The 26,002-nt window shown below is 70.6% G+C and carries 21 protein-coding genes; 19 read left to right on the top strand and 2 right to left on the bottom strand.

Going from position 1 to position 26,002, the window contains the following annotated elements:
* Nucleotides 1-2 precede the first annotated feature (2 nt).
* The 12 genes from AC5P1C_RS24835 (at nucleotide 3) to AC5P1C_RS24890 (ending at nucleotide 15,385) form a co-directional block, all read left to right on the top strand.
* A complete protein-coding gene (locus AC5P1C_RS24835; protein ID WP_493868131.1) occupies nucleotides 3-1,289 on the top strand; it encodes a dihydroorotase in 1,287 nt (428 codons plus the stop codon).
* Nucleotides 1,286-1,855, top strand: coding sequence for a PH-like domain-containing protein (locus tag AC5P1C_RS24840; RefSeq protein WP_493868132.1), 570 nt, complete (start codon nucleotides 1,286-1,288; stop codon nucleotides 1,853-1,855). The genes AC5P1C_RS24835 and AC5P1C_RS24840 overlap by 4 nt, the downstream gene beginning before the upstream one ends.
* Nucleotides 1,852-2,994, top strand: a complete 1,143-nt coding sequence (gene carA, locus AC5P1C_RS24845; protein ID WP_493868133.1) for a glutamine-hydrolyzing carbamoyl-phosphate synthase small subunit — start codon at nucleotides 1,852-1,854, stop codon at nucleotides 2,992-2,994. The genes AC5P1C_RS24840 and carA overlap by 4 nt, the downstream gene beginning before the upstream one ends.
* Complete coding sequence (carB, locus tag AC5P1C_RS24850; protein WP_493868134.1) at nucleotides 2,987-6,295, top strand: carbamoyl-phosphate synthase large subunit; 3,309 nt, start codon at nucleotides 2,987-2,989, stop codon at nucleotides 6,293-6,295. Before carA ends, carB begins: the two co-directional genes overlap by 8 nt.
* Before the next feature lie 63 nt (nucleotides 6,296-6,358).
* Nucleotides 6,359-7,465 carry a quinone-dependent dihydroorotate dehydrogenase gene (locus AC5P1C_RS24855; protein ID WP_493868135.1) on the top strand — a complete coding sequence of 369 codons (1,107 nt, stop codon included), beginning with the start codon at nucleotides 6,359-6,361 and terminating at the stop codon, nucleotides 7,463-7,465.
* A 5-nt stretch (nucleotides 7,466-7,470) separates the two neighbouring features.
* On the top strand, nucleotides 7,471-8,316 hold the full coding sequence (gene pyrF / locus AC5P1C_RS24860; protein ID WP_493868225.1) for an orotidine-5'-phosphate decarboxylase: 846 nt from the start codon (nucleotides 7,471-7,473) through the stop codon (nucleotides 8,314-8,316).
* A gap of 309 nt (nucleotides 8,317-8,625) precedes the next feature.
* Nucleotides 8,626-8,949: an integration host factor gene (locus AC5P1C_RS24865; protein ID WP_005319887.1), complete on the top strand. Its 324-nt coding sequence runs from the start codon at nucleotides 8,626-8,628 to the stop codon at nucleotides 8,947-8,949.
* 38 nt (nucleotides 8,950-8,987) lie between these two features.
* Nucleotides 8,988-9,581: a guanylate kinase gene (gene gmk, locus AC5P1C_RS24870; RefSeq protein WP_493868136.1), complete on the top strand. Its 594-nt coding sequence runs from the start codon at nucleotides 8,988-8,990 to the stop codon at nucleotides 9,579-9,581.
* 72 nt (nucleotides 9,582-9,653) lie between these two features.
* Complete coding sequence (gene rpoZ / locus AC5P1C_RS24875; RefSeq protein ID WP_005319902.1) at nucleotides 9,654-9,926, top strand: DNA-directed RNA polymerase subunit omega; 273 nt, start codon at nucleotides 9,654-9,656, stop codon at nucleotides 9,924-9,926.
* A gap of 126 nt (nucleotides 9,927-10,052) precedes the next feature.
* A complete protein-coding gene (coaBC, locus tag AC5P1C_RS24880) occupies nucleotides 10,053-11,264 on the top strand; it encodes a bifunctional phosphopantothenoylcysteine decarboxylase/phosphopantothenate--cysteine ligase CoaBC (RefSeq protein ID WP_493868137.1) in 1,212 nt (403 codons plus the stop codon).
* 315 nt (nucleotides 11,265-11,579) lie between these two features.
* Nucleotides 11,580-12,788 (top strand): methionine adenosyltransferase, encoded by a 1,209-nt coding sequence (metK, locus tag AC5P1C_RS24885; RefSeq protein ID WP_493868138.1) that lies wholly within the window; start codon nucleotides 11,580-11,582, stop codon nucleotides 12,786-12,788.
* A gap of 449 nt (nucleotides 12,789-13,237) precedes the next feature.
* Nucleotides 13,238-15,385, top strand: a complete 2,148-nt coding sequence (locus AC5P1C_RS24890) for a primosomal protein N' (protein ID WP_493868139.1) — start codon at nucleotides 13,238-13,240, stop codon at nucleotides 15,383-15,385.
* A gap of 397 nt (nucleotides 15,386-15,782) precedes the next feature.
* Here the strand turns inward: AC5P1C_RS24890 and AC5P1C_RS24895 are convergent, their stop codons facing one another.
* Entirely contained in the window at nucleotides 15,783-16,331 is a 549-nt protein-coding gene (locus AC5P1C_RS24895; protein WP_493868140.1) for a hypothetical protein, read from the bottom strand.
* Between the two features lie 459 nt (nucleotides 16,332-16,790).
* Here AC5P1C_RS24895 and fmt point away from each other — a divergent pair, with 459 nt between their 5' ends.
* The gene (gene fmt / locus AC5P1C_RS24900; RefSeq protein WP_493868141.1) at nucleotides 16,791-17,735 is read left to right on the top strand and encodes a methionyl-tRNA formyltransferase; all 945 of its coding nucleotides are present in this window, start codon (nucleotides 16,791-16,793) and stop codon (nucleotides 17,733-17,735) included.
* A 33-nt stretch (nucleotides 17,736-17,768) separates the two neighbouring features.
* Nucleotides 17,769-19,208 carry an RsmB/NOP family class I SAM-dependent RNA methyltransferase gene (locus tag AC5P1C_RS24905; RefSeq protein ID WP_493868142.1) on the top strand — a complete coding sequence of 480 codons (1,440 nt, stop codon included), beginning with the start codon at nucleotides 17,769-17,771 and terminating at the stop codon, nucleotides 19,206-19,208.
* On the opposite strand, the gene AC5P1C_RS24910 is transcribed toward AC5P1C_RS24905, so the two are convergent.
* Entirely contained in the window at nucleotides 19,182-21,392 is a 2,211-nt protein-coding gene (locus tag AC5P1C_RS24910; protein WP_493868143.1) for an MMPL family transporter, read from the bottom strand. The genes AC5P1C_RS24905 and AC5P1C_RS24910 overlap by 27 nt on opposite strands.
* Before the next feature lie 132 nt (nucleotides 21,393-21,524).
* Between AC5P1C_RS24910 and rpe the strand changes: the two genes are divergently transcribed.
* The 5 genes from rpe to AC5P1C_RS24935 all read left to right on the top strand — a co-directional run bounded on the left by rpe (nucleotide 21,525) and on the right by AC5P1C_RS24935 (nucleotide 25,952).
* Nucleotides 21,525-22,211 carry a ribulose-phosphate 3-epimerase gene (gene rpe / locus AC5P1C_RS24915; RefSeq protein ID WP_493868144.1) on the top strand — a complete coding sequence of 229 codons (687 nt, stop codon included), beginning with the start codon at nucleotides 21,525-21,527 and terminating at the stop codon, nucleotides 22,209-22,211.
* Between the two features lie 246 nt (nucleotides 22,212-22,457).
* Nucleotides 22,458-23,456 carry a sugar-binding transcriptional regulator gene (locus AC5P1C_RS24920; protein WP_160510130.1) on the top strand — a complete coding sequence of 333 codons (999 nt, stop codon included), beginning with the start codon at nucleotides 22,458-22,460 and terminating at the stop codon, nucleotides 23,454-23,456.
* Between the two features lie 100 nt (nucleotides 23,457-23,556).
* Nucleotides 23,557-23,958: a guanyl-specific ribonuclease gene (locus tag AC5P1C_RS24925; RefSeq protein ID WP_493868145.1), complete on the top strand. Its 402-nt coding sequence runs from the start codon at nucleotides 23,557-23,559 to the stop codon at nucleotides 23,956-23,958.
* Nucleotides 23,955-24,332 carry a barstar family protein gene (locus AC5P1C_RS24930; RefSeq protein ID WP_493868146.1) on the top strand — a complete coding sequence of 126 codons (378 nt, stop codon included), beginning with the start codon at nucleotides 23,955-23,957 and terminating at the stop codon, nucleotides 24,330-24,332. The genes AC5P1C_RS24925 and AC5P1C_RS24930 overlap by 4 nt, the downstream gene beginning before the upstream one ends.
* Before the next feature lie 174 nt (nucleotides 24,333-24,506).
* Nucleotides 24,507-25,952, top strand: coding sequence for a GuaB1 family IMP dehydrogenase-related protein (locus AC5P1C_RS24935; RefSeq protein WP_493868147.1), 1,446 nt, complete (start codon nucleotides 24,507-24,509; stop codon nucleotides 25,950-25,952).
* Nucleotides 25,953-26,002 lie beyond the last annotated feature (50 nt).

The raw sequence follows: 26,002 nt of genomic DNA on the forward strand, positions 1-26,002 counted from the left end.
CCATGAGCAAGACCCTGATCCGTGGTGCGAAGGTCCTCGGCGGCGAGCCCCAGGACGTCCTGATCGACGGCGGGACCATCGTCGAGGTGGGCACCGGCATCGACGCGGGCGACGCGACGATCGTCGAGGCCGAGGGCAAGATCCTGCTGCCCGGCCTCGTCGACCTGCACACCCACCTGCGCGAGCCCGGCCGCGAGGACTCCGAGACCGTCCTGACCGGTACGCGCGCCGCCGCGTCCGGCGGCTACACCGCCGTGTTCGCCATGGCCAACACCTTCCCCGTCGCCGACACCGCCGGCGTCGTCGAGCAGGTCTACCGCCTCGGCCAGGAGGGCGGGTACGCGGACGTCCAGCCGATCGGCGCCGTCACCGTCGGCCTCGAGGGCAAGAAGCTCGCCGAGCTGGGTGCCATGCACGAGTCCGCGGCCGGTGTCACCGTCTTCTCCGACGACGGCAAGTGCGTCGACGACGCCGTGATCATGCGCCGCGCCCTGGAGTACGTGAAGGCGTTCGGCGGAGTCGTCGCCCAGCACGCGCAGGAGCCGCGGCTCACCGAGGGCGCCCAGATGAACGAGGGCATCGTCTCCGCCGAGCTCGGCCTCGGCGGCTGGCCCGCCGTCGCCGAGGAGTCGATCATCGCGCGTGACGTGCTGCTCGCCGAGCACGTCGGCTCGCGGGTGCACATCTGCCACCTGTCGACCGCCGGGTCGGTCGAGATCGTGCGCTGGGCGAAGTCGCGCGGCATCGACGTGACCGCCGAGGTCACCCCGCACCACCTGCTCCTGACCGACGAGATGGTCCGCTCGTACAACCCGGTCTACAAGGTCAACCCGCCGCTGCGCACCGAGCGCGACGTCATGGCGCTGCGCGAGGCCCTGGCCGACGGCACGATCGACATCGTCGCCACCGACCACGCCCCGCACCCGCACGAGGACAAGGACTGCGAGTGGGCCGCTGCCGCCATGGGCATGGTGGGCCTGGAGACCGCGCTCTCCGTCGTCCAGCAGACGATGGTCGAGACGGGCCTGCTCACCTGGGCCGCGGTCGCCGACCGGATGTCCGTCAAGCCCGCCGAGATCGGCCGGGCCACGGGCCACGGCCGCCCCGTCTCGGCTGGTGAGCCCGCGAACCTCACGCTTCTCGATCCGGCTTACCGTGGTGTCGTGGACCCCGCGGGCTTCGCCTCGCGCAGCGGCAACACCCCCTACGAGGGCCGTGAGCTGCCGGGCCGCGTGACGCACACGTGGCTGCGGGGCCGCGCCACGCTCGTCGACGGGAAGCTCGCGTGACATCTCTTCTGGAACTGGCCGCCGAGAAGGAATCGGCGGACGTGACCGACTGGGCCGCCCGCGCGGGCTGGGTCGTCGGACTCCTGCTCTTCATCGCGCTCGTCTACTGGCTGATGCGCGAGGGCTGGAAGTGGCGCGGCACGCTCCAGGGCGACCTGCCCGAGCTGCCCAGCGCGCCGAGCGAGCCGGGCCCGGCCAGACTTGAGCTGACCGGCCGCTACCACGGCTCGACCACGGCAGGGCAGTGGCTCGACCGCATCGTGGCGCACGGCCTCGGTACCCGCAGCCGCGTGGAGCTGACGCTCACGGACGCGGGCCTCGATGTCGTACGCCCAGGGGCAGCCGACTTCTTCATCCCGGCCGCACAGCTGCGCGAGGCCCGCCTCGACAAGGGCATCGCCGGGAAGGTCCTCGCGGAGGGCGGTCTGCTGATCGTCACCTGGGAGCACGGCGAGAAGCGACTCGACTCCGGCTTCCGCTCGGACCACGCGGCCGAGCAGGCGGACTGGGTCGAGGCCATCAACAGCATGATCAACACCAGCACTACGGAAGGCACCGCACGATGACGACCTCCACAAGGGGAGCGGCCAAGACTCCCGCCGTACTCGTCCTGGAGGACGGCCGCATCTTCCGCGGCCGTGCCTACGGGGCGGTGGGGGAGACCTTCGGCGAAGCGGTGTTCTCCACCGGAATGACCGGCTACCAGGAGACCCTCACCGACCCCTCGTACCACCGTCAGGTCGTCGTCATGACGGCCCCGCACGTGGGCAACACGGGCGTGAACGACGAGGACCCCGAGTCGAAGAAGATCTGGGTCTCCGGCTACGTCGTGCGGGACCCCGCACGCGTGCCCTCCAACTGGCGCTCCCAGCGCACGCTCGACGAGGAACTGGTCAACCAGGGCGTCGTCGGCATCAGCGGCATCGACACCCGCGCCCTCACCCGCCACCTGCGTGAGAGCGGCGCCATGCGCGTCGGGATCTTCTCCGGCAACGCGCTCCCCGATGAGGGCGTGATGCTCGCCGAGGTCCGCCAGCAGCCCGAGATGAAGGGCTCGAACCTCGCGGCCGAGGTCGCCACGAAGGAGACGTACCTCGTCCCCGCGATCGGTGAGAAGCGCTTCACCGTCGCCGCCGTCGACCTCGGCATCAAGGGCATGACCCCGCACCGCATGGCCGAGCGCGGCATCGAGGTGCACGTCCTGCCCGCGACCGCGACCGCCGACGACATCTACGCCGTCCAGCCCGACGGCGTGTTCTTCTCCAACGGTCCCGGCGACCCGGCGACCGCGGACGGCCCCGTCGCCGTCATGCGGGCCGTCCTGGAGCGCAAGACCCCGCTCTTCGGCATCTGCTTCGGCAACCAGATCCTCGGCCGTGCCCTCGGGTTCGGCACGTACAAGCTGAAGTACGGCCACCGCGGCATCAACCAGCCCGTGCAGGACCGTACGACCGGCAAGGTCGAGGTCACCGCGCACAACCACGGCTTCGCCGTCGACGCGCCGCTCGACAAGGTCTCCGACACCCCTTACGGGCGCGCCGAGGTCTCCCACGTGTGCCTCAACGACCAGGTGGTGGAGGGGCTCCAGCTCCTCGACCAGCCCGCGTTCAGCGTCCAGTACCACCCCGAGGCGGCGGCCGGTCCGCACGACGCCGCCTACCTGTTCGACCGCTTCGTATCGCTCATGGAGGGCCAGCGTGCCTAAGCGCTCCGATATCCAGTCCGTCCTGGTCATCGGCTCCGGCCCGATCGTCATCGGCCAGGCCGCCGAGTTCGACTACTCCGGCACCCAGGCGTGCCGCGTGCTCAAGGCCGAGGGCCTGCGCGTCATCCTGGTCAACTCCAACCCGGCGACGATCATGACCGACCCGGAGATCGCCGACGCCACGTACGTCGAGCCGATCACCCCGGAGTTCGTCGAGAAGATCATCGCCAAGGAGCGCCCCGACGCGCTCCTGCCCACCCTGGGCGGCCAGACCGCGCTCAACACCGCGATCTCCATGCACGACCAGGGCGTCCTCGAGAAGTACGGCGTCGAGCTCATCGGCGCCAACGTCGAGGCGATCAACAAGGGCGAGGACCGCGACCTCTTCAAGGATGTCGTCGCCGAGGTCAAGAAGAAGATCGGGCACGGCGAGTCCGCCCGCTCGTACATCTGCCACTCCATGGACGACGTCCTCAAGGGCGTCGAGGAACTCGGCGGCTACCCCGTAGTCGTCCGTCCCTCCTTCACCATGGGCGGCGCCGGCTCCGGCTTCGCGCACGACGAGGAGGAGCTGCGCCGCATCGCCGGACAGGGCCTCACGCTCTCGCCGACCACCGAGGTACTCCTGGAGGAGTCCATCCTCGGCTGGAAGGAGTACGAGCTGGAGCTGATGCGCGACAAGAACGACAACGTCGTGGTCGTCTGCTCCATCGAGAACTTCGACCCGATGGGCGTGCACACCGGCGACTCGATCACCGTCGCGCCCGCGATGACGCTGACCGACCGCGAGTACCAGACCCTGCGTGACGTCGGCATCGCGATCATCCGCGAGGTCGGCGTCGACACCGGCGGCTGCAACATCCAGTTCGCCATCGACCCGACGGACGGCCGGGTCATCGTCATCGAGATGAACCCGCGCGTCTCGCGGTCCTCGGCACTCGCGTCGAAGGCCACCGGCTTCCCGATCGCGAAGATCGCCGCGAAGCTGGCCGTCGGCTACACGCTGGACGAGATCCCGAACGACATCACCGAGAAGACCCCGGCCTCCTTCGAGCCGACGCTGGACTACGTGGTGGTCAAGGCCCCGCGGTTCGCCTTCGAGAAGTTCCCCTCGGCGGACTCGACCCTGACGACGACCATGAAGTCGGTCGGCGAGGCCATGGCGATCGGCCGCAACTTCACCGAGGCGCTGCAGAAGGCGCTGCGGTCCCTGGAGAAGAAGGGCTCGCAGTTCACCTTCGTGGGCGAGCCCGGCGACAAGGCTCTTCTTTTGGAAGAGGCCGTCCGGCCGACCGACGGGCGCATCAACTCCGTCATGCAGGCCATCCGCGCCGGCGCCACCCCGGAGGAGGTCTTCGAGTCCACGAAGATCGACCCGTGGTTCGTCGACCAGCTCTTCCTGATCAAGGAGATCGCGGACGAGCTGACCTCCGCCGAGCGCCTGGACGCCGATCTGCTCGCCGAGGCCAAGCGCCACGGCTTCTCCGACCACCAGATCGCCGAGATCCGCGGCCTGCGCGAGGACGTCGTCCGCGAGGTGCGGCACGCACTCGGCGTGCGCCCGGTCTACAAGACGGTCGACACCTGCGCCGCCGAGTTCGCCGCGAAGACGCCGTACTTCTACTCCTCGTACGACGAGGAGAACGAGGTCGCCAAGCGCGAGAAGCCCGCGGTCATCATCCTGGGCTCGGGTCCCAACCGCATCGGCCAGGGCATCGAGTTCGACTACTCCTGCGTCCACGCCTCCTTCGCGCTGAGCGACGCGGGCTACGAGACCGTGATGGTCAACTGCAACCCCGAGACCGTCTCGACGGACTACGACACCTCCGACCGCCTGTACTTCGAGCCGCTGACGCTCGAGGACGTCCTGGAGATCGTCAACGCCGAGGCGCAGGCCGGGCCGATCGCGGGCGTCATCGTCCAGCTCGGCGGCCAGACCCCGCTGGGCCTGGCGCAGGCGCTCAAGGACAACGGCGTGCCGGTCGTGGGCACATCGCCCGAGGCCATCCACGCCGCCGAGGACCGCGGCGCCTTCGGCCGCGTGCTCGCCGAGGCCGGTCTCCCCGCGCCCAAGCACGGCACCGCCACCACCTTCGCCGAGGCCAAGGCCATCGCCGACGAGATCGGCTACCCCGTCCTCGTGCGCCCGTCGTACGTGCTCGGCGGGCGCGGCATGGAGATCGTCTACGACGAGACCCGCCTCTCCGCGTACATCGAGGAGTCGACCGAGATCAGCCCCTCGCGGCCGGTCCTGGTCGACCGCTTCCTGGACGACGCGATCGAGATCGACGTGGACGCGCTCTACGACGGCCACGAGCTCTACCTCGGCGGCGTCATGGAGCACATCGAGGAGGCCGGCATCCACTCCGGCGACTCGGCGTGCGCGCTGCCCCCGATCACGCTCGGCGGCCACGACATCAAGCGGCTGCGCGCCTCCACGGAGGGCATCGCCAAGGGCGTCGGCGTCCGCGGGCTCATCAACATCCAGTTCGCGATGGCGGGCGACATCCTGTACGTCCTCGAGGCCAACCCGCGTGCCTCGCGCACCGTTCCCTTCACCTCCAAGGCGACCGCGGTGCCGCTGGCCAAGGCCGCCGCGCGCATCTCGCTCGGCGCGACCGTCGCCGAACTGCGCGCCGAGGGCATGCTCCCGGCGACCGGCGACGGCGGCACGCTGCCGATGGACGCGCCGATCTCGGTGAAGGAAGCCGTCATGCCGTGGTCGCGCTTCCGCGACATCCACGGGCGCGGCGTCGACACCGTCCTCGGCCCGGAGATGCGCTCCACGGGTGAAGTCATGGGCATCGACTCGGTGTTCGGCACGGCGTACGCCAAGTCGCAGGCGGGCGCGTACGGTCCGCTGCCGACCAAGGGCCGCGCCTTCATCTCCGTCGCCAACCGCGACAAGCGCACGATGATCTTCCCGGCGCGTGAACTGGTCGCCCACGGCTTCGAGTTGCTCGCCACGTCCGGCACGGCCGAGGTGCTCAAGCGCAACGGCATCAACGCCACGGTCGTGCGCAAGCAGAGCGAGGGCGAGGGCCCGAACGGCGAGAAGACGATCGTCCAGCTGATCCACGACGGCGCGGTCGACCTCATCGTCAACACCCCGTACGGCACGGGTGGCCGCCTCGACGGCTACGACATCCGTACGGCGGCCGTGTCCCGCTCCGTGCCCTGCCTGACGACGGTCCAGGCGCTCGCTGCCGCCGTCCAGGGCATCGACGCGCTCAACCACGGGGACGTGGGCGTCCGTTCACTCCAGGAACACGCGGAGCATCTGACCGCGGCCCGCGACTAGCAGCCCACCAGGGGGACACCGATCCGGTGTCCCCCTTCTGGTGAGAACACCGAGGACTCGACCATGTACAAGTTCTTCTTCAACCTCGTCTTCAAGCGCATGGACCCGGAGCGGGCCCACTACATGGCCTTCCGCTGGATCCGGTCCGCGGCCCGCGTCCCCGTGCTGCGCACGTTCATCGCGGCCCTGCTCGCGCCGCGCCACAAGGAGCTGCGCACCGAGGCCCTCGGCCTGCGGATGCACGGCCCCTTCGGACTCGCCGCGGGCTTCGACAAGAACGCCGTCGCGATCGACGGCATGTCGATGCTGGGCTTCGACCACATCGAGATCGGCACCGTCACGGGGGAGCCGCAGCCCGGCAACCCCAAGAAGCGGCTGTTCCGCCTCGTCGGGGACCGGGCGCTGATCAACCGCATGGGCTTCAACAACGAGGGCTCGGCGGCCGTGGCCGAGCGCCTGGGGGCCCGCAAGGCCGTCTTCAGGACGGTCGTGGGCGTCAACATCGGCAAGACCAAGGTCGTCCCCGAGGAGGAGGCCGCCGCCGACTACGTGAAGTCGACCGAGCGGCTCGCCGCCCACGCCGACTACCTCGTGGTGAACGTGTCCTCCCCGAACACCCCCGGCCTGCGCAACCTCCAGGCCACGGAGTCGCTGCGCCCGCTGCTGACCGCCGTACGCGAGGCGGCCGACCGGAGCGTCACGGGGCGGCGCGTGCCGCTTCTCGTGAAGATCGCCCCCGACCTGGCGGACGAGGACATCGACGCGGTCGCCGACCTGGCCGTCGAGCTGGGCCTCGACGGCATCATCGCCACGAACACGACCATCGCCCGCGAGAGCCTCGGTCTGCGATCCGAACCCTCGCTCTACGGAGAGACCGGCGGACTCTCCGGCGCGCCCCTCAAGGAGCGCTCCCTGGAGGTCCTGCGCCGCCTCTACGCGCGCGTGGGCGACCGCATCACGCTCGTGGGCGTCGGCGGCATCGAGAACGCCGAGGACGCCTGGCAGCGCATCCTCGCGGGCGCCACCCTGGTGCAGGGCTACAGCGCGTTCATCTACGAAGGGCCCTTCTGGGGCCGAGCGATCCACAAGGGGCTCGCCGCCCGTCTGAACACCTCCCCGTACGCCACGCTCGCCGAGGCCGTCGGCGCCGACGCAAGGAAGCCCCGATGACCAGCATGAGTGCACTTGACCCCTTCGGTACGCGCCTTCGCCACGCCATGGACGAACGCGGCCCCCTGTGCGTCGGCATCGACCCGCACGCGTCCCTGCTGTCCGCCTGGGGCCTGAACGACGACGTCGCGGGCCTGGAGCGGTTCACCGGGACCGTCGTCGAGGCGCTCGCCGGCACGGTGGCGGTCTTCAAGCCGCAGAGCGCGTTCTTCGAGCGCTTCGGCTCGCGCGGCATCGCCGTACTGGAGAAGGCGGTCCAGGAGCTGCGCGCGGCCGGGGCCCTGGTGGTCATGGACGCCAAGCGCGGCGACATCGGCTCGACCATGGCGGCGTACGCGGAGACCTTCCTGCACAAGGACTCGCCGCTGTTCTCCGACGCCCTCACCGTCTCGCCCTACCTCGGCTACGGCTCGCTGAAGCCGGCCGTCGACCTCGCGCGCGAGAACGGCACCGGCCTCTTCGTGCTCGCCCTCACCTCGAACCCCGAGGGAGCCGAGGTGCAGCACGCGGTGCGTGAGGATGGCCGCACGCTCGGCGCGACGATGCTGGGGCACCTGGCGGCCGAGAACGCCGGAGCGGAGCCCCTGGGGTCCTTCGGCGCCGTCGTCGGGGCGACCCTGGGCGACCTGTCCTCGTACGACCTCGCGATCAACGGTCCGCTGCTCGCTCCCGGCATCGGGGCGCAGGGCGCCACTCCGGCGGATCTGCCGGGTGTCTTCGGAGACGTCGTACGCAATGTCGTGCCGAGCGTCAGCCGGGGTGTGCTGCGGCACGGTCCAGACGTGGCGGGACTGCGCGGCGCGGCGAGCCGCTTCGCGGACGAGATCCGTGAGGCCGTCGCCTCGGCGTGAGGTCGGCGTGAGGTCGGCCGGAGGCTGTCCTGAGGGCGTTTTTCCGTCTTCGAAGGACGTGTCCGGCCACGTCCTTACGTTTCGTTGATGGCTCACCAGACCAAATCCCGGGCGAAATGCCCGATATGTACGCCTCGACAGAGGCTGACCAGGACTTTTCGTCTGTTCTCGCTGACTCCGGCGGCCATGCCCGCTAGTCTCCGACGAGAGCGAACGGGCAAGTGCGTTGCACGTTGCTCACCAGGTGTGGGGCGACTAGGTTCCTCACCGGTCCGTATCCGACAGTTCGACATCCGAGGTGACGTAGGCGTGGCTCTTCCGCCCCTTACCCCTGAACAGCGCGCAGCCGCGCTCGAAAAGGCCGCCGCGGCTCGCCGGGAGCGGGCCGAGGTCAAGAATCGACTCAAGCACTCCGGCGCCTCTCTTCATGAGGTCATCAAGCAGGGACAGGAGAACGATGTCATCGGCAAGATGAAGGTCTCCGCTCTCCTGGAGTCCCTGCCCGGCGTGGGCAAGGTCCGCGCCAAGCAGATCATGGAGCGTCTTGGCATCTCCGAGAGCCGCCGTGTGCGCGGTCTCGGCTCCAACCAGATCGCCTCCTTGGAGCGTGAGTTCGGCGGTGGCGCTGCCTGACGTTCTCAGGCACTCCTGAGAACCTGGATAATCGCTGCATGGCTGCAACATCCCGGGGGACGACCCCCGTGCCCCCGGACGTACGTCCGCGGCTGACCGTGCTCTCCGGCCCCTCTGGGGTCGGCAAGAGCACGGTCGTCGCTCATATGCGCAAGGAACACCCCGAGGTCTGGCTCTCCGTCTCGGCCACGACCCGGAAGCCGCGCCCCGGCGAGAAGCATGGAGTCCACTACTTCTTCGTCTCCGACGAAGAGATGGACAAGCTGATCGCCAACAGCGAGCTGCTCGAATGGGCCGAATTCGCGGGCAACCGCTACGGCACGCCGCGGGGCGCCGTCCTCGAGCGCCTCGAAGCGGGCGAGCCCGTCCTCCTGGAGATCGATCTGCAGGGCGCGCGCCTGGTCCGCGAGTCGATGTCCGAGGCGCAGCTGGTCTTCCTGGCCCCGCCGAGCTGGGAGGAGCTGGTCCGCCGGCTCACCGGCCGGGGGACGGAGGCGCCCGAGGTGATCGAGCGCAGGCTCGCCGCGGCGAAGATCGAACTCGCGGCCGAGGCCGAGTTCGATACGACCCTGGTCAATACCTCCGTCGAGGATGTGGCGCGTGAGCTGCTAGCCTTGATGAAAGTTGTTTGATCTTCATCCTCAGTAACCTCGGTTTGATCTTCAATTCCCATTCGGAGATCAATCCCCATCGGAAGGCAGAGAGTGTCCTCTTCCATCACTGCGCCCGAGGGCATCATCAACCCGCCGATTGATGAGCTCCTCGAAGCGACCGACTCGAAGTACAGCCTCGTGATCTACGCCGCCAAGCGCGCGCGTCAGATCAACGCGTACTACTCGCAGCTCGGTGAGGGCCTGTTGGAGTACGTCGGCCCGCTGGTGGACACGCACGTCCACGAGAAGCCGCTCTCGATCGCGCTCCGCGAGATCAACGCGGGTCTGCTGACGTCCGAGGCCATCGAGGGCCCGGCTCAGTAGTTTTTTACTTGCGGTTCTTTACCTGCAGTTCTTCACCACAGGCCCGGCAGCGCGACTGCCGGGCCTGTGGTGTGTCATGGAGTCGTACGTTCCCGAGTGCGGGGATCACAAGTGCGGGGAGGCACGGTGGGCAAGCCCAAGGTCGTTCTGGGGGTCAGCGGCGGAATCGCCGCGTACAAGGCCTGTGAGCTGCTGCGGCGGCTGACCGAGTCGGGCCATGACGTACGCGTCGTGCCGACCGAGTCGGCGCTGCACTTCGTGGGGGCCGCGACCTGGTCGGCGCTGTCCGGCAACCCCGTCTCGACCGAGGTGTGGGACTCCGTCCACGAGGTGCCGCACGTACGGATCGGGCAGTCCGCGGACGTCGTCATCGTCGCCCCCGCGACCGCCGACATGATGGCCAAGGCGGCCCACGGCCTCGCCGACGACCTCCTGACGAACACGCTCCTCACCGCCCGCTGTCCGGTGATCTTCGCGCCCGCGATGCACACGGAGATGTGGGAGCACCCGGCCACGCAGGAGAACGTCGCCACGCTGCGCCGCCGCGGGGCCCTGGTCATCGAGCCCGCCGTCGGCCGCCTCACCGGCGTGGACACGGGCAAGGGCCGCTTCCCGGATCCCGTGGAGCTCTTCGAGGTCGTACGCCGTGTACTGGCCCGAGGGGACCTGGCCCGCGACCTCACGGGGCGGCACGTCGTCGTCAGCGCGGGCGGGACGCGTGAGCCGCTCGACCCGGTCCGCTTCCTGGGCAACCGTTCCTCCGGCAAGCAGGGATACGCCCTGGCCCGCAGCGCGGCGGCGCGAGGTGCCCGCGTGACGCTCGTGTCGGCGAACGCGGCCCTTCCGGAACCCGCGGGCGTCGACATCGTGCCCGTCGGCACCGCCGTCCAGCTCCGCGAGGCGGTCCTGAAGGCGTCCGCGGACGCCGATGCCGTGGTGATGGCGGCCGCCGTGGCCGATTTCCGCCCGGAGACGTACGCGACCGGAAAGATCAAGAAGAAGGACGGCCAGGAGCAGCCCCCGATCGCCCTGGTCCGCAACCCCGACATCCTCGCTGAGATCGCCGGTGACCGGCCGCGCCCCGGCCAGATCGTCGTCGGTTTCGCCGCCGAGACGGACGACGTGCTCGCCAACGGTCGCGCCAAGCTGGAACGCAAGGGCTGCGACCTGCTCGTCGTCAACGAAGTGGGCGAGCGCAAGACGTTCGGCTCCGAGGAGAACGAGGCGGTCGTGCTCGGCGCGGACGGCAGCGAGACCGCGGTTCCGTACGGTCCGAAGGAAGTACTCGCGGACACGGTCTGGGATCTCGTGGTGGAACGCCTGCCGAAGAATTCCTGAAGAACAATCAGGGGTGACCCTTGGAAGAAACCTGGCTCGAGCCCCGGTGGAACAAGGGTGGAAACCCGGCCCCGCATGTCACAATCGCCCCACTGGACGCCTCAAACCCGGGAAATTCGGGCGTGAGGCCCTCTGGTGGAGACCGATCGTCGTACCGCACAATGCAGTGCCGCAGGTCACAGCGCTCCCAAGTGGCGAGACACGTGGTCCGGCGGCCGAGTGCGACCGATAAACTGGTCTCGGACGACGCCGGGCGCAGCTCCCGGCCCGTCCACCAATGATCAGCCAGCAGCCGCTGCAACCACAGGGAGCGATGTGTCCCGCCGTCTCTTCACCTCGGAGTCTGTGACCGAGGGTCACCCCGACAAGATCGCTGACCAGATCAGCGACACCATTCTCGACGCGCTCCTGCGGGAGGACCCGAAGTCCCGGGTCGCCGTGGAGACGTTGATCACCACCGGCCTCGTGCATGTGGCCGGCGAGGTGACGACCAAGGCGTACGCGCCGATCGCGCAGCTCGTCCGCGAGAAGATCCTCGAGATCGGTTACGACTCATCGAAGAAGGGCTTCGACGGCGCCTCCTGTGGCGTCTCGGTGTCCATCGGCTCGCAGTCCCCCGACATCGCGCAGGGCGTCGACACGGCGTACGAGAAGCGTGTCGAAGGCGATGAGGACGAGCTCGACAAGCAGGGCGCGGGCGACCAGGGCCTGATGTTCGGCTACGCCTGCGACGAGACGCCGGAGCTGATGCCGCTCCCGATCCACCTCGCGCACCGCCTGTCGCGCCGCCTGTCCGAGGTCCGCAAGAACGGGACCATCCCGTACCTGCGCCCCGACGGCAAGACCCAGGTCACCATCGAGTACGACGGCGACAAGGCCGTCCGCCTCGACACGGTCGTCGTCTCCTCGCAGCACGCCTCCGACATCGACCTGGACTCGCTCCTGGCCCCCGACATCCGGGAGTTCGTCGTCGAGGCCGAGCTGAAGGCGCTCCTCGACGACGGCATCAAGCTGGACACGGACGGGTACCGCCTCCTGGTCAACCCGACAGGACGCTTCGAGATCGGCGGCCCCATGGGCGACGCCGGCCTCACCGGCCGCAAGATCATCATCGACACGTACGGCGGCATGGCCCGCCACGGCGGCGGCGCCTTCTCCGGCAAGGACCCGTCCAAGGTCGACCGCAGCGCCGCGTACGCGATGCGCTGGGTCGCCAAGAACGTGGTGGCGGCCGGCCTCGCGGCCCGCTGCGAGGTGCAGGTCGCGTACGCGATCGGCAAGGCCGAGCCGGTGGGCCTGTTCGTGGAGACGTTCGGTACGGCCACGGTCGACACCGACAAGATCGAGGCCGCCATCTCGGAGGTCTTCGACCTCCGCCCGGCCGCGATCATCCGCGACCTGGACCTGCTGCGCCCGATCTACGCCCAGACCGCGGCGTACGGCCACTTCGGCCGGGCGATCCCCGACTTCACGTGGGAGCGGACGGATCGGGTTGAGGCGCTGCGGAAGGCTGCGGGGCTGTAACCGGCAGTTGGCTTTTCGGGGCCCGGCTTTCCCTCTGGGGAGCCGGGCCCCGGCATTTCACGGCGTCGTGACGTCGGTTGCGACGGGGACGCGCCGTCGTCGGATGGGCCGGGTCCTGGTGGGGGAGTGAACCCCGGTGGTGTCCTGTTCTCGGCTTCCGGACCGTTGTCGGCGTACACCGGCGCGGGCGTGGTCACCAAATGCTCGAAGGCGGGTCCGACCCTCCCGTTGTTTGCCGCGGCGGAGAACCGGGCGAGCAAGCCGCTGCGATCGACGGCACCCTCGACCTTCTCGTCATTCCTCGAGAGCCACCACACGACGGTTCCCAGACGTCCTCGTCCTTGCGGAGCGGAGGGAATCCGACCGAGGACGACATGTCGAGAAAGTGATACGAGCCAGACGATCTCCGGCTCGTGGCCGTGTCAGTGGGGTCTGGTAGGAATGCTGCTGTGAGCAGCGAGAACCAGAAGTCCGAGGGGGGCGGCGGGGCCGAGCCTCCCGAGCAGCTTGCGCTCATTCGGGACGCGGTGCGTAAGGCCGAGGTGCCGCGGGCCAAGCCGCGGACCTGGCGGGGGGCCGCCTTGGCGAAGAGTCTGCCCGTGGCTCGGGTGCTTGTTGACAAGGGTGTGCTGCATCTTGATCGGTACTTCGATTACGCCGTGCCCGAGGAGCTCGACGAGCAGGCGCAGCCCGGGGTGCGGGTTCGGGTGCGGTTCGGGGCCGGGGCGCGGAACGTGCGGAGTGGGCGGCGTGAGGGTGGGGGGTTGATCGACGGGTTTCTCGTCGAGCGCGTTGCCGAGACCGATTACTCCGGGCCGCTGGCCGCGCTCGCGCAGGTCGTTTCGCCTGAGCCCGTGCTCGACGGTGAGTTGCTCGGGTTGGCGCGCGCTGTGGCCGATCGGTACGCGGGGAGCCTTGCCGATGTGCTGCAGCTGGCCGTTCCGCCTCGGCATGCTCGGGCCGAGGCGCGGGCGGCCGGGGAGGTTCCGGCGCCTCCGGGCGTGCCTGAGGTGGGGTCCTGGCGGCGGTACGGGCATGGGGCCGAGTTTCTGGCCGCGCTGGCCTCCGGGGGTGCGCCTCGGGCCGTGTGGACCGCCCTTCCCGGGCCGGAGTGGGCCGAAGAGATCGCCAGGGCCGTGCAGGCGACCCTTGCTTCGGGGCGGGGGGCCCTTGTTGTCGTGCCTGCCGGGCGGCCCGCCGCCCGGGTTGATGCGGCGCTGACCCAGCTCATGGGGGCGGGCCAGCATGCTCTGCTCACCGCTGACGTGGGGCAGGAGAAGCGGTATCGCGAGTGGCTTTCCGTGCGGCGCGGTGCCGTACGGGCCGTGGTGGGCACGCGTGCCGCCATGTTCGCGCCCGTGCGGAATCTCGGGCTCGTCGTGATCTGGGATGACGGCGATGCCAGTCACAGTGATGACAATGCTCCCTTCCCGCATGTGCGTGAGGTGCTTGAACTTCGCGCCTCGCGGGACAAGTGCGGCTTTTTGCTGGGGAGTTGGAGCTGCACCGTTGAGGCCGCGCAGCTCGTGGAGAGTGGGTGGGCGGCGCCGCTGGTCGCCGATCGCGAGCAGGTAAGGGGGAGCGCGCCGCTCGTACGGACCGTGGGGGACGGAGACCTCGCCCGGGACGAGGCTGCTCGTGCCGCCCGGCTTCCGACCCTTGCCTGGAACGTGGCGCGGGAAGGCCTGAAGCTCGGCCCCGTGCTGGTGCAGGTGCCTCGTCGGGGGTACGTGCCTCGGCTCGCCTGTGAGAGGTGCCGGGAGCCCGCGCGGTGCCGGCACTGTGCGGGGCCTTTGGAGGCGCGGGACGGTGGCGGGCTGTGGTGTGGGTGGTGCGGGGTGGAGGAGGGTGCCTGGCACTGCGGGGAGTGCGGGGGGTTCCGGCTGCGGGCGCAGGTGGTGGGGGCGCGGCGTACGGCCGAGGAGCTGGGGCGGGCGTTTCCCGCGGTGCCGGTGCGGACGTCGGGGCGTGAGCAGATTCTCGACACCGTTCCGGGGACACCCGCGTTGGTGGTGAGCACTCCGGGGGCGGAGCCGGTCGCCGAGGGTGGTTACGCCGCCGCTCTGTTGCTCGACGGGTGGGCCATGCTGGGGCGGCCCGATCTGCGGGCCGGGGAGGATGCGTTGCGGCGGTGGATCGCGGCCTCTTCGCTGGTACGGCCGCAGGGGGAGGGTGGGACCGTGGTGGTCGTCGCCGAACCGACGCTGCGGCCTGTGCAGGCCCTTGTGCGGTGGGATCCCGTGGGGCACGCGGTGCGGGAGCTTTCCGAGCGGGCCGAGTTGGGGTTTCCGCCCGTGTCGCGGATGGCCTCTGTGGCGGGGACTCCGGAGGCGCTTGCCGGGTTCCTCGCGGCGGCCGAACTGCCGGGGGATGCGGCGGTGTTGGGGCCCGTTCCCGTGCCGGTTGCCGGGCCCGGCCCCACGCGGCGGGCCGGGGCTGCGCCCGCCGGGGAGCGGTGGGAGCGGGTCCTGATCAGGGTGCCGCCGGGGAGCGGCGCCGCGCTTGCCGCTTCGCTGAAGGTGGCGCAGGCCGCGCGGATGGCCCGGGGGGCCGCGGAGCCTGTGCGGATTCGGGTGGACCCGCTGGATATCGGCTAGGCGCGTTGCTGGGGTCCGCTCCCGGGAGCAGGGGCGAGGCGGGGGTGTGCCTCCCCCCGGGGGGGCGGTGGGTGTGTGCCTCGACGGGGGCGCTGCCTGCCGGTGCGGGGGCGTGCGGGGCGCTTGCGCGGGGCCTGGCTGGTGTGTGCGCGGCGCGTGCCGCTTCGTATCTTGGCGGGCCAGGCAGTAGGGGTGGCCCCCTTCCCTCCCTCAAGCTCTCGGCTTCGCTCGCGAGTGGGGGAGACTCTGAGGCCTGGGGGAGGCCTGATCCCCGTACGAAACGTTTGCGTACGGGGGCCGGGAGTTGGGCGGGGACGCCGGTAAGGAGCGTTCGCTCGCGACGACGGCGGCTGCCCGCACCGGGGAAACCGGTAGGGCAGCCGCCGAGTTGTCGTGGTCAGCCGTTGCGGGGGCCCGGGAAAGCGCTGGGTCGGGGGTCTTCGCGGAGGGCGGGGCTGCCTGCCGTGGGCTGGGTCGGCATGGCTCGGGCCGCGGGGACCGATGGGAGGGGGGCGCCGACCGGGACCGGGGGGCGGGCCGCGGTGGCGGCGGGGACCGTCTCCGTGGCGCGCTCCGCCTCCGCGGCAGCTTGGGTCGTGGCCCGGCGGGCGCCGTAACGGCGGTGTACCGCCTGCTTGGTGACCCCGAGGGCCGAGCCCACCGCGTCCCACGAGAAGCCCAGTGAGCGGTCGAAGTCCACCGCGGCGGTCACCAGGGTCTCGACGCTGTCCCGCAGTTCCTGGGCGAGGCGGACTGTCGGGGCGGGGGCGCGCCCGTACACGACGAAGCCCGCGGAGGGGCTGGAGCGGCGCGGGCGGTAGACGTTGCCGAGCTGGGCGGTCAGCGTACGCAGGGCGTCCACCTGCCGGCGGACCCGCTCGATGTCCCGAACCAGGAGGTGCAGGCTGGCCCGTGCCTGGGCGTCGTGGGTTGCGTGGTCGGCCATGAACAAGCCTCTCGAACCGGCGTTGAAAAGGATCGGGCCGCGTCGGCGCGGCCCGTTGTGGTCAACTCTTTCTTGACCAACGCGCTAGTTCGTGTGGGGTCACGGTGCGGGGGCGTATGCGTATATGCACGGGGCGCGCGTCCACACGTACGCCCCCGGACGAGCCGTACCCGACCCGCCCCCGGGATGAGCCGTACCCGACCCGCCCCCCCCCGGACGAGCCGTACCCGGCAGGGTCGTTCTCGTGACGGTCGCTCAAGCGGCGGGCGGTATCCGGAGATGCGACGCGGGGCGGATGGCCTCGCGCTGGGCGGCGTCCCTGTGCGCATCGCCAGGAGCCGCGCCCCCGCGGCAGGCACTCCGCAGCTGGCCGGGCCCCGCGGAGCGCGGCCCGGCAGAGCGGCTCATAGACTGGTGCGCTCCCCGCACGTTCCCGTCCCGAGAGGCCGAAAGGCAACGATGAAGCTCGTCTTCGCAGGCACCCCCGAGGTCGCCGTCCCCGCCCTGGACGCCCTGATCGCCTCCGACCGGCACGAAGTGGCCGCCGTCGTCACCCGGCCCGACGCCCCCGCGGGCCGTGGCCGCAGGCTCGTCGCGAGCCCCGTCGCCCAGCGCGCGGAGGAAGCCGGCATCGAGGTCCTCAAGCCCGCGAAGCCACGCGACGAGGAGTTCCTGGCGCGGCTGCGCGAGATCGCACCCGACTGCTGCCCGGTCGTTGCCTACGGAGCGCTGCTGCCCAAGGCCGCCCTGGAGGTCCCGGCCCGCGGCTGGGTCAATCTGCACTTCTCGTTGCTGCCTGCATGGCGTGGAGCCGCGCCCGTGCAGCACGCTGTCATGGCGGGGGACGAGATCACCGGTGCCTCCACCTTTCTGATCGAGCAGGGGCTCGACTCCGGTCCGGTGTACGGGACCGTCACCGAGGTCGTCCGGCCCACCGACACCAGCGGTGACCTGCTCACCCGCCTCGCCTTCGCGGGCTCCGGGCTGCTCGCCGCCACCATGGACGGCATCGAGGACGGGTCCCTGAAGGCCGTACCGCAGCCCGCCGACGGCATCACCCTCGCCCCGAAGATCACCGTCGAGGACGCCCAGCTTGACTGGGCGACCCCGGCCCTCCGTGTCGACCGGGTCGTGCGCGGTTGCACTCCGGCGCCCGGCGCCTGGTCCGTGTTCCGCGAGGAGCGCCTGAAGATCATCCAGGCCGCGCTCGTCGCCGACCGCACCGACCTCGCGCCCGGCGAGCTCGCGGCCGCCAAGAACAACGTGTACGTCGGCACCGGCTCGCACGCCGTGGAGCTGCTCTGGGTCCAGCCGCAGGGCAAGAAGCCGATGCGCGGCGCCGACTGGGCGCGCGGGGTGCGGATCGCCCCCGGCGAGCGGCTCGGCGCCACCGACGTACGCTGAATGAGTTCGGCCCCATCCAATAGCGGAGCACCTTTGAACGACCAGCCCAGCCGGCGACCCCAGAAGCAGGGCAAGCCCGGCAAGCCCCACCGCCGTCCCAAGAAGGACCCCGTCCGCTTCCTCGCCTTCGAGGCACTGCGGGCCGTGGACGAGCGCGACGCGTACGCGAACCTCGTCCTGCCGCCGCTGCTGCGCAAGGCCCGCGACAAGGGGGACTTCGACGCGCGTGACGCGGCGCTCGCCACCGAGCTGGTGTACGGGACGCTGCGCAGGCAGGGAACGTACGACGCGATCGTGGCCGCCTGCATCGATCGGCCGCTGCGCGAGGTCGATCCGCCGGTCCTCGATGTGCTGAACATGGGTGTGCATCAGCTGCTCGGGACGCGCATCCCGACGCACGCCGCCGTCTCCGCCTCCGTGGAGCTGGCGCGCGTCGTGCTCGGTGACGGGCGGGCCAAGTTCGTGAACGCGGTGCTCCGCAAGGTCGCCGCCGACGATCTCGACGGGTGGGTGGCGAAGGTCGCGCCCTCCTACGACGAGGACGCCGAGGACCACCTCGCCGTCGTCCACTCGCACCCCCGCTGGGTCGTCTCCGCGCTCTGGGACGCGCTCGGCGGCGGCCGTGCGGGCATCGAGGACCTCCTGGAGGCCGACAACGAACGGCCCGAAGTGACCCTCGTGGCCCGGCCGGGACGCACCACCGCCGATGAACTCCTCGACGCGGTCGGTGAGGAGTCGGCGTTGCCGGGGCGCTGGTCGCCGTATGCCGTGCGGCTCAGCGAAGGCGGCGAGCCCGGATCGATCGACGCCGTGCGCGAGGGCCGCGCCGGGGTGCAGGACGAGGGCAGTCAGCTCGTCGCGAACGCACTCGCGAACGCCCCGATCCAGGGGCGCGACGAGAAGTGGCTCGACGGATGTGCGGGACCCGGCGGCAAGGCCGCCATGCTCGCCGGTCTCGCCGCCCAGCGCGGCGCGGCCCTGCTTGCCGCCGAGAAGCAGCCGCACCGGGCCCGCCTCGTGGCGCAGGCCCTGCGCGGTAACCCGGGCCCGTACGAGGTCATCGCCGCCGACGGCACCCGGCCGCCGTGGCTGCCCGGCACCTTCGACCGCGTTCTGATGGACGTGCCCTGCACGGGACTCGGTGCCCTGCGTCGCCGCCCCGAGGCCCGCTGGCGCCGCCGACCGGAGGACCTGGACGGCTTCGCGCCGCTCCAACGGGGGCTGCTGCGCACCGCGTTGGAGTCCGTGCGCGTGGGTGGCGTCGTCGGTTACGCCACCTGTTCACCGCACCTCGCGGAGACGCGTGCCGTCGTCGACGACGTGCTCAAGCAGCACGCGGGCGCCGAACTGATCGACGCGCGCCCGCTGCTGCCCGGCGTCCCGGCGCTTGGCGACGGACCCGACCTCCAGCTGTGGCCGCATCTGCACGGCACGGACGCGATGTACCTAGCGCTGATCCGGCGGACCGCCTGAGCTCACTGCAGGTGCTCGGGCCGCCGGGTCCTTGCTCAGGGAGTGCGGCCACCACACCTTCGGACCCACGTCCAGGAACAACGCGGTGACCAGCACGGACCGTACGACGAAGGTGTCGAGCAGGACGCCGAGCGCGACCGCGAAGCCGATCTCGGCGAACGCCACCATCGGGAGCGTGCCGAGCGCGGCGAAGGTGCCCGCGAGGACCAGGCCCGCCGACGTGATGACCGCGCCGGTCGCCGCGAGGCCCGTCACCACGCCCGCACGGGTGCCCTGTCGGCCCGCTTCCTCACGGATGCGGGTCGACAGGAAGATGTTGTAGTCGATGCCGAGCGCCACCAGGAACACGAAGACGAAGAGCGGGAAGTCCGTGGACTCGCCCGCGTAGTCGAAGAGGTGGCGGAAGGCGAGCGCACTGATGCCCAGCGCGGCGGAGAAGGAGAGAACGACCGTCGCGATCAGGAGCAGCGGCGCGACCAGGGCCCGCAGCAGCACGGCGAGGATCAGCAGGACGACCACCAGGACGAGCGGGATCACCAGCTTGTTGTCGTGGGCCGTCGCACGGTCCATGTCCAGGAGGGCCGCCGTGCCGCCGCCCACCTTCGCGTCCGCGTCGGGAACCGCGTGCACCGCGTCACGCACCCGCTCCACCGTCTGCTTGGCCGCGTCGCTGTCGGAAGGGTCGGTCGGTGTGGCCTCGAACAGGACCCTGCCCCCGGACTCCGGTTTCGAGCCCGGCGGTACGCCGATGCTCGCCGCGTCCACGCCCCGGGTCTGAGCGACCGTACTGCGGACCTCCTCGGCCTGGTCCGCGTCGGCCACGATCACCAGCGGGTCGCCGCTGCCCGCGGGGAAGTACTTGCCCTGGACCTGCTGGCCCACGATCGAGTCCGGCTTGTCCGTGAAGGAGTCGGCGTTGCTGAGCCCTTCGGCGCGCAGCTGCGTCAGGCCGAGCGCCAGGGCCGCGAGCGCCACCGCGGTGATGCTCCAGGTCAGGCGCGGACGGTGGGCGATGCCGCGGCCCATGCGGGCCCAGATGCCGCGCTCGGTGGGCTCGTCCGAGCCGTTGTGCGGGATCAGCGGCCAGAAGAGCCACCGCCCGCAGACCACCAGGAGCGCGGGGAACAGCGACAGCATCGCGAGCAGGGCGACCGCGACACCGATCGCGGCGACGGGGCCGAGGCCCCGCGTCGAGTTCATGTCGGCGGTGAGCAGCACCAGCATGCTGACGACGACCGTGGCGCCCGACGCGATGACCGCGGGGCCCGCTCGGTGCAGGGCCAGCTGCATCGCTTCGTGCCGGTCCTCGTGGCGGCGCAGCTCTTCGCGGTAGCGGGCGACCAGGAGCAGGGCATAGTCCGTCCCCGCTCCGAAGACGAGGACCGTGAGGATGCCCGCGCTCTGGCCGTTGACCGTCAGGCCCGCGTGCTCCGCGAGGAGATAGATCAGTGCCTGCGCGGCGAAGAGCGAGACGATGGCCGCGAGCAGCGGGACGAGCAGGAGGATGGGACTGCGGTAGGTGATCAGGAGGATCACGATGACGACGCCGGCCGCCGAAAGGAGCAGCGTCGAGTCGATGCCCTCGAACGCCTCGGAGAAGTCCGCGGACGTACCGCCGGGCCCGGTGACGTGCACCGCGAGCCCGTCAGCGCTCTCACCCGAGCGCTCCCGGATGGAGTCGACGGCGGGCGAGATCCGCTCCCAGCCCTTCTCGTCCATCGTGATGGGCACGAAGATCTGCGCCGCCTCGGCCGCCCCCGGATCCTTCGTGTCGAAGACCGGGCCACGGGTCTCCGCGCCGCGGATGCCGTGCGCGCGCAGCTCCTTGAGCTCGCCGACGTCCTCGGCGATCCGCGCCCGGTCGTCGGCCGTCAGCCCGCCTTCGCGGGCGTACACGACGATCGCGGGAATCTGCTCGGGCCTGAACTCCTCCGAGATGTCCAGGACTTGGGTCGATTCCGCGGAACCGGGCAGCCAGGACGACGCCTGGTTGTCCTGGGCGTCCGTGAGCTTCTGCGCGAGCGGTGCGGCGACGATGATGACCACCAGCCAGAAGAGCACCACGAGCCACTTCGTGCGCCGCCCGCACACCAGCCAGGCCACGCCGCGGCCCGCCTGGCGCTGTCCGTCCGACCGTCCTTCAGGCCGTGCGTCCGAGCGTGCGTCCGACTGTTCGTCCGGCATGGCTACCCCCGCTGCCCCATGTGGTGCCGGTGGACCGCCCAGCATGGCACGCGGTCCATGGTCAAGGGGGCCGGTCGGCCCACGCTACGGACCGCGGAAGGCAACGAGCGCGGGGCATGGCAGTCTTGGGGCATGGCCGTGCAGATCAACCCCAGCATCCTGTCCGCGGATTTCGCCCGTCTTGCCGAGGAGGCAACGGCGGTCGAAGGTGCCGACTGGCTCCATGTCGACGTCATGGACAACCACTTCGTCCCTAATCTCACCCTCGGGGTTCCGGTCGTAGAGTCCCTGGCCCGAGCGACGGACACCCCGCTGGACTGCCATCTGATGATCGAGGACGTCGATCGCTGGGCTCCGCAGTACGTCGAAGCGGGCGCAGGATCGGTCACCTTCCATGTGGAGGCGGCCGCGGCCCCTGTCCGTCTGGCCCGTGAGATCCGTGCCCAAGGCGCCCGCGCCTCCATGGCGCTGAAGCCCGCGACGCCCATCGAGCCGTACGAGGATCTGCTCTCCGAGCTCGACATGCTGCTGATCATGACCGTCGAGCCGGGGTTCGGCGGCCAGGCGTTCCTCGACATCATGCTCCCGAAGATCCGGCGCACCCGCGAGTTGATCAGCAAGCACGGCCTCGAACTCTGGCTCCAGGTCGACGGCGGTGTCTCGGCCGCGACCATCGAGCGCTGCGCCGAGGCGGGCGCCGACGTCTTCGTCGCGGGTTCCGCGGTGTACGGGGCGAACGACCCGGCAGCGGCGGTACGTGCATTGCGCACCCAAGCGGCCGGGGCGACGTCCACGGCGGCATGGGCATGCGGCCACTGAGCCACGGATACGTGAACGCCGTCCTTCAGGGCTGATCAAGTACGCCGGATCTGCAAGGATGAACGACGAACCCGGGTTGTGCTGCGGCAATGCGCGAGAAGCCGTGGCAATGCGCGCGAAGCCGCACCAAAGCGGGTGAAGCAGCACCAACGCGTGTGAATGCGTGAAGACAGTTGCTCGAAGTTGCTTGAAGTTGCTTGAAATGACAGTGAGGAGATCGTCGTGTCGACGGGCGGCCGGTCAGCCATGCGGATGGGACCCGCGGAGCTGGTGCAGGCGGCGGCCATGGCCCGCCGCTTCTATCTCGAGGGCAAGTCCAAGATCCAGATCGCCGAGGAGTTCGGCGTCAGCCGCTTCAAGGTGGCCCGGGTCCTGGAGACGGCTCTGGAGCGTGATCTCGTGCGGATCGAGATCCGCGTGCCCGCCGAGCTGGACGCGGAGCGCTCGGACGCGCTGCGCGCCCGCTACGGCCTGCGGCACGCGGTCGTCGTCGAGTCGCCGTCCTCCGCCGACGAGGTCGAGGAGTCGCCGGACCCCGAGAACCTCGGCGAGGTCGCGGCGGACCTGCTCGGCGAGCTGGTCACCGAGGGCGATGTCCTCGGCCTCGCGTGGGGACGTTCGACCATCCACATGGCGGCCGCCCTCGACCAGCTGCCGCCGTGCACGGTCGTGCAGCTGACGGGTGTGTACGACGCCGGGACCGCCGAACGCGGTTCGGTCGAGGCCGTGCGGCGTGCCGCGCAGGTCTCCGGCGGCGAGGCCCACCCCATCTACGCGCCGATGCTCCTGCCGGACCCGGCCACGGCCGCCGCGCTGCGGAACCAGACCGGGATCGCGCGGGCGTTTGAGTACTTCGACAAGGTCACCGTCGCCGCCGTCTCCATCGGCTCCTGGGAGCCCGGCATCTCCACCGTCCACGACATGCTCAGCGACGAGGAGCGGGCGCACTACGCCTCGCTGGGCGTGGCCGCCGAGATGTCCGCGCACCTCTTCGACGCCGAGGGGCGTCGGGTCGGGCGCGACCTGGGGGAGCGGTGCATCACGGTCGAGGCCGATCGGCTTCGACGGATTCCTGAGGTCGTCGCGATCGCGGGCGGGCAGCGTAAGGCCGCCGCGATTGACGCGGTGCTGCGTTCGGGGCTCGTGACCAGCCTCGTCACGGACACGGCTGCCGCGGATCAGCTGATGGTCATGGGGCACACGCCGCACCCCGCATTGGACCGGGCGGATCCGGACGGTAGCTGAGCGGCTGCGGGTCCGCTGTGGCTGATCGCGCCCACGCGGCGGAGCCGCAAATGGACGCAGCCCCGTGCCCCTTGCGGGGTGCTGTGGCAGCATCTGTCGCATGCTGACCCGGTTCGTCCCTCGTGCGGTGGGGGCGCTGCTGGTGTGTCTCGCCGTGCTCGTTGCCGGGTGCTCATCGGACGGTGCCGAGCGCGCCTCCACGTCCGCCCCCGCCTGGGCCCACGGCATGCCCACCGTCCGGGCCGACCGGCTGCCCGCCGAGGCGCGGCGGACGTTGCGGCTCATCGATGACGGCGGGCCTTTCCCGTACGAGAAAGACGGTTCCGTCTTCCGGAACTTCGAGCGGGAGCTGCCGGGGCGCGAGCGCGGCTACTACCGCGAATACACCGTCCCCACCCCCGGCGAACGCGACCGGGGCGCACGCCGGATCGTCACCGGGAGCGGCGGCGAGACCTACTACACGGCCGACCACTACGCGTCCTTCAAGGCGGTACTGAGATGACGTCCGAACCGCTGGCACCCGAACCCCTCGCCCCTGTCCTCAAGGCCGTCCGGGCCGCCGGCCTGGCCACCGTCTCGCTCGAACTGAGCGGGGTGAGCGACAAGGCGGCCTTCATGGACCGGTGCGCCCGTGCGCTCGAACTGCCCGACTGGTTCGGGCGCAACTGGGACGCGCTCGCCGACTGCCTCACCGACCTGGGATGGGCGCCCGCGGCACCCGGACGGCTGCTCGTTGTCACCGGTTGGCAGGAGTACGCGGAAGCCGCGCCCCAGGAGTGGATCGTCGCCCAGGAAGTGTTCACCGACGCGGTGGAGTACGCCCGGGAGCGCGGGACGGGCCTTGAGATCGTTCTCGCGCTCGGCACCCGACCCTGAGCGGACGGTGACCGCCGCGGCCCGCGCTTGGAGGATCCGACCAGGGGTTCCGCGACTCGGCTGGGTGATCATCCCAGGCGGTGCACCACCCCGGGCATGGGACACTGAAGTACGTGCTTTTCCCTCGGCCTAACTGTCCGGGGGCCACCTCTGAACGACTGGGATGAGCAGCACGTGCGCTTCCTCAATGACATCCAGCCTGCGTACGACCTGACGTACGACGACGTCTTCATGGTGCCGAGGCGCTCCGCCGTCGGATCGCGTCAGGGCGTGGACCTCTCGTCGCCGGACGGCACCGGCACCACGATCCCGCTGGTCGTCGCGAACATGACCGCGATCGCCGGACGCCGCATGGCTGAGACCGTCGCCCGCCGCGGTGGCCTCGTCGTGATCCCGCAGGACATTCCGATCGAGGTCGTCACCGAGGTCATCTCCTGGGTCAAGACGCGCCACCACGTCCTGGACACCCCGATCGTCCTGGCCCCCACGCAGACCGTCGCCGACGCGCTCGCGCTGCTGTCCAAGCGCGCGCACAACGCGGGCGTCGTCGTGGACGCCGACCAGAAGCCGGTCGGCGTCGTCACCGACACGGACCTGAACGGCGTCGACCGCTTCACCCAGCTCTCCGAGGTCATGTCCAAGGACGACCTCGTGCTGCTCGACGCGGACATCGACCCGATCGAGGCGTTCAACAAGCTGGACCACGCCAACCGCCGCTATGCCCCCGCCGTGGACAAGGACGGCCGCCTCGCCGGCATCCTGACCCGCACGGGCGCCCTGCGCGCGACGCTCTACTCGCCCGCCCTCGACGGCAACGGCAAGCTGCGCATCGCCGCCGCGGTCGGCATCAACGGCGATGTGGCGGCCAAGGCCAAGCAGTTGCTCGACGCGGGCGCGGACACGCTCGTCGTGGACACCGCGCACGGCCACCAGGAGTCGATGATCGCCGCGGTCAAGGCCGTGCGCGCGCTCGACCCGCAGGTGCCGATCGTCGCGGGCAACATCGTGGCCGCCGAGGGCGTACGGGACTTGATCGAGGCTGGTGCCGACATCATCAAGGTCGGCGTGGGCCCCGGCGCCATGTGCACCACGCGCATGATGACCGGCGTCGGCCGCCCGCAGTTCTCCGCGGTGCTCGAATGCGCCGCCGAGGCCAAGAAGTTCGGTAAGCACGTGTGGGCCGACGGCGGTGTCCGTCACCCCCGTGACGTCGCCATGGCGCTGGCCGCCGGTGCGTCGAACGTCATGATCGGCTCGTGGTTCGCCGGGACGTACGAGTCCCCGGGCGACCTGCAGCAGGACGCCAAGGGCCGCCTCTACAAGGAGTCGTTCGGCATGGCGTCGGCGCGTGCGGTCAAGAACCGCACGAGCGAGGAGTCGGCCTACGACCGTGCCCGCAAGGCGCTGTTCGAGGAGGGCATCTCGACCTCCCGGATGTTCCTCGACCCGGAGCGGCCCGGCGTCGAGGACCTGATCGACTCGATCATCGCGGGTGTGCGGTCCTCCTGCACGTACGCCGGTGCCGGCTCGCTCGAGGAGTTCGCTGAGCGGGCCACCGTGGGTGTGCAGAGCGCTGCGGGCTATGCGGAGGGTAAGCCCCTTCACGCCAGCTGGAGCTGAGCGCTAGCCGGGACGGATTGAATCCGCGGGCTCGCCGTGGTTGGTCGCGC

This window comes from Streptomyces sp. A18 (assembly GCF_059026065.1).

Bases quoted from the DNA above. Each gene is read 5' to 3' on its own strand.
- AC5P1C_RS24895 (WP_493868140.1), bottom strand. From the start codon at position 16,331: ATGGCCGACCACGCAACCCACGACGCCCAGGCACGGGCCAGCCTGCAC.
- gmk (WP_493868136.1), top strand. From the start codon at position 8,988: ATGGCTGCAACATCCCGGGGGACGACCCCCGTGCCCCCGGACGTACGT.
- rpe (WP_493868144.1), top strand. From the start codon at position 21,525: ATGGCCGTGCAGATCAACCCCAGCATCCTGTCCGCGGATTTCGCCCGT.
- AC5P1C_RS24835 (WP_493868131.1), top strand. From the start codon at position 3: ATGAGCAAGACCCTGATCCGTGGTGCGAAGGTCCTCGGCGGCGAGCCC.
- fmt (WP_493868141.1), top strand. From the start codon at position 16,791: ATGAAGCTCGTCTTCGCAGGCACCCCCGAGGTCGCCGTCCCCGCCCTG.
- pyrF (WP_493868225.1), top strand. From the start codon at position 7,471: ATGAGTGCACTTGACCCCTTCGGTACGCGCCTTCGCCACGCCATGGAC.
- AC5P1C_RS24925 (WP_493868145.1), top strand. From the start codon at position 23,557: ATGCTGACCCGGTTCGTCCCTCGTGCGGTGGGGGCGCTGCTGGTGTGT.
- carA (WP_493868133.1), top strand. From the start codon at position 1,852: ATGACGACCTCCACAAGGGGAGCGGCCAAGACTCCCGCCGTACTCGTC.
- AC5P1C_RS24920 (WP_160510130.1), top strand. From the start codon at position 22,458: ATGCGGATGGGACCCGCGGAGCTGGTGCAGGCGGCGGCCATGGCCCGC.
- AC5P1C_RS24910 (WP_493868143.1), bottom strand. From the start codon at position 21,392: ATGCCGGACGAACAGTCGGACGCACGCTCGGACGCACGGCCTGAAGGA.
- AC5P1C_RS24855 (WP_493868135.1), top strand. From the start codon at position 6,359: ATGTACAAGTTCTTCTTCAACCTCGTCTTCAAGCGCATGGACCCGGAG.
- AC5P1C_RS24930 (WP_493868146.1), top strand. From the start codon at position 23,955: ATGACGTCCGAACCGCTGGCACCCGAACCCCTCGCCCCTGTCCTCAAG.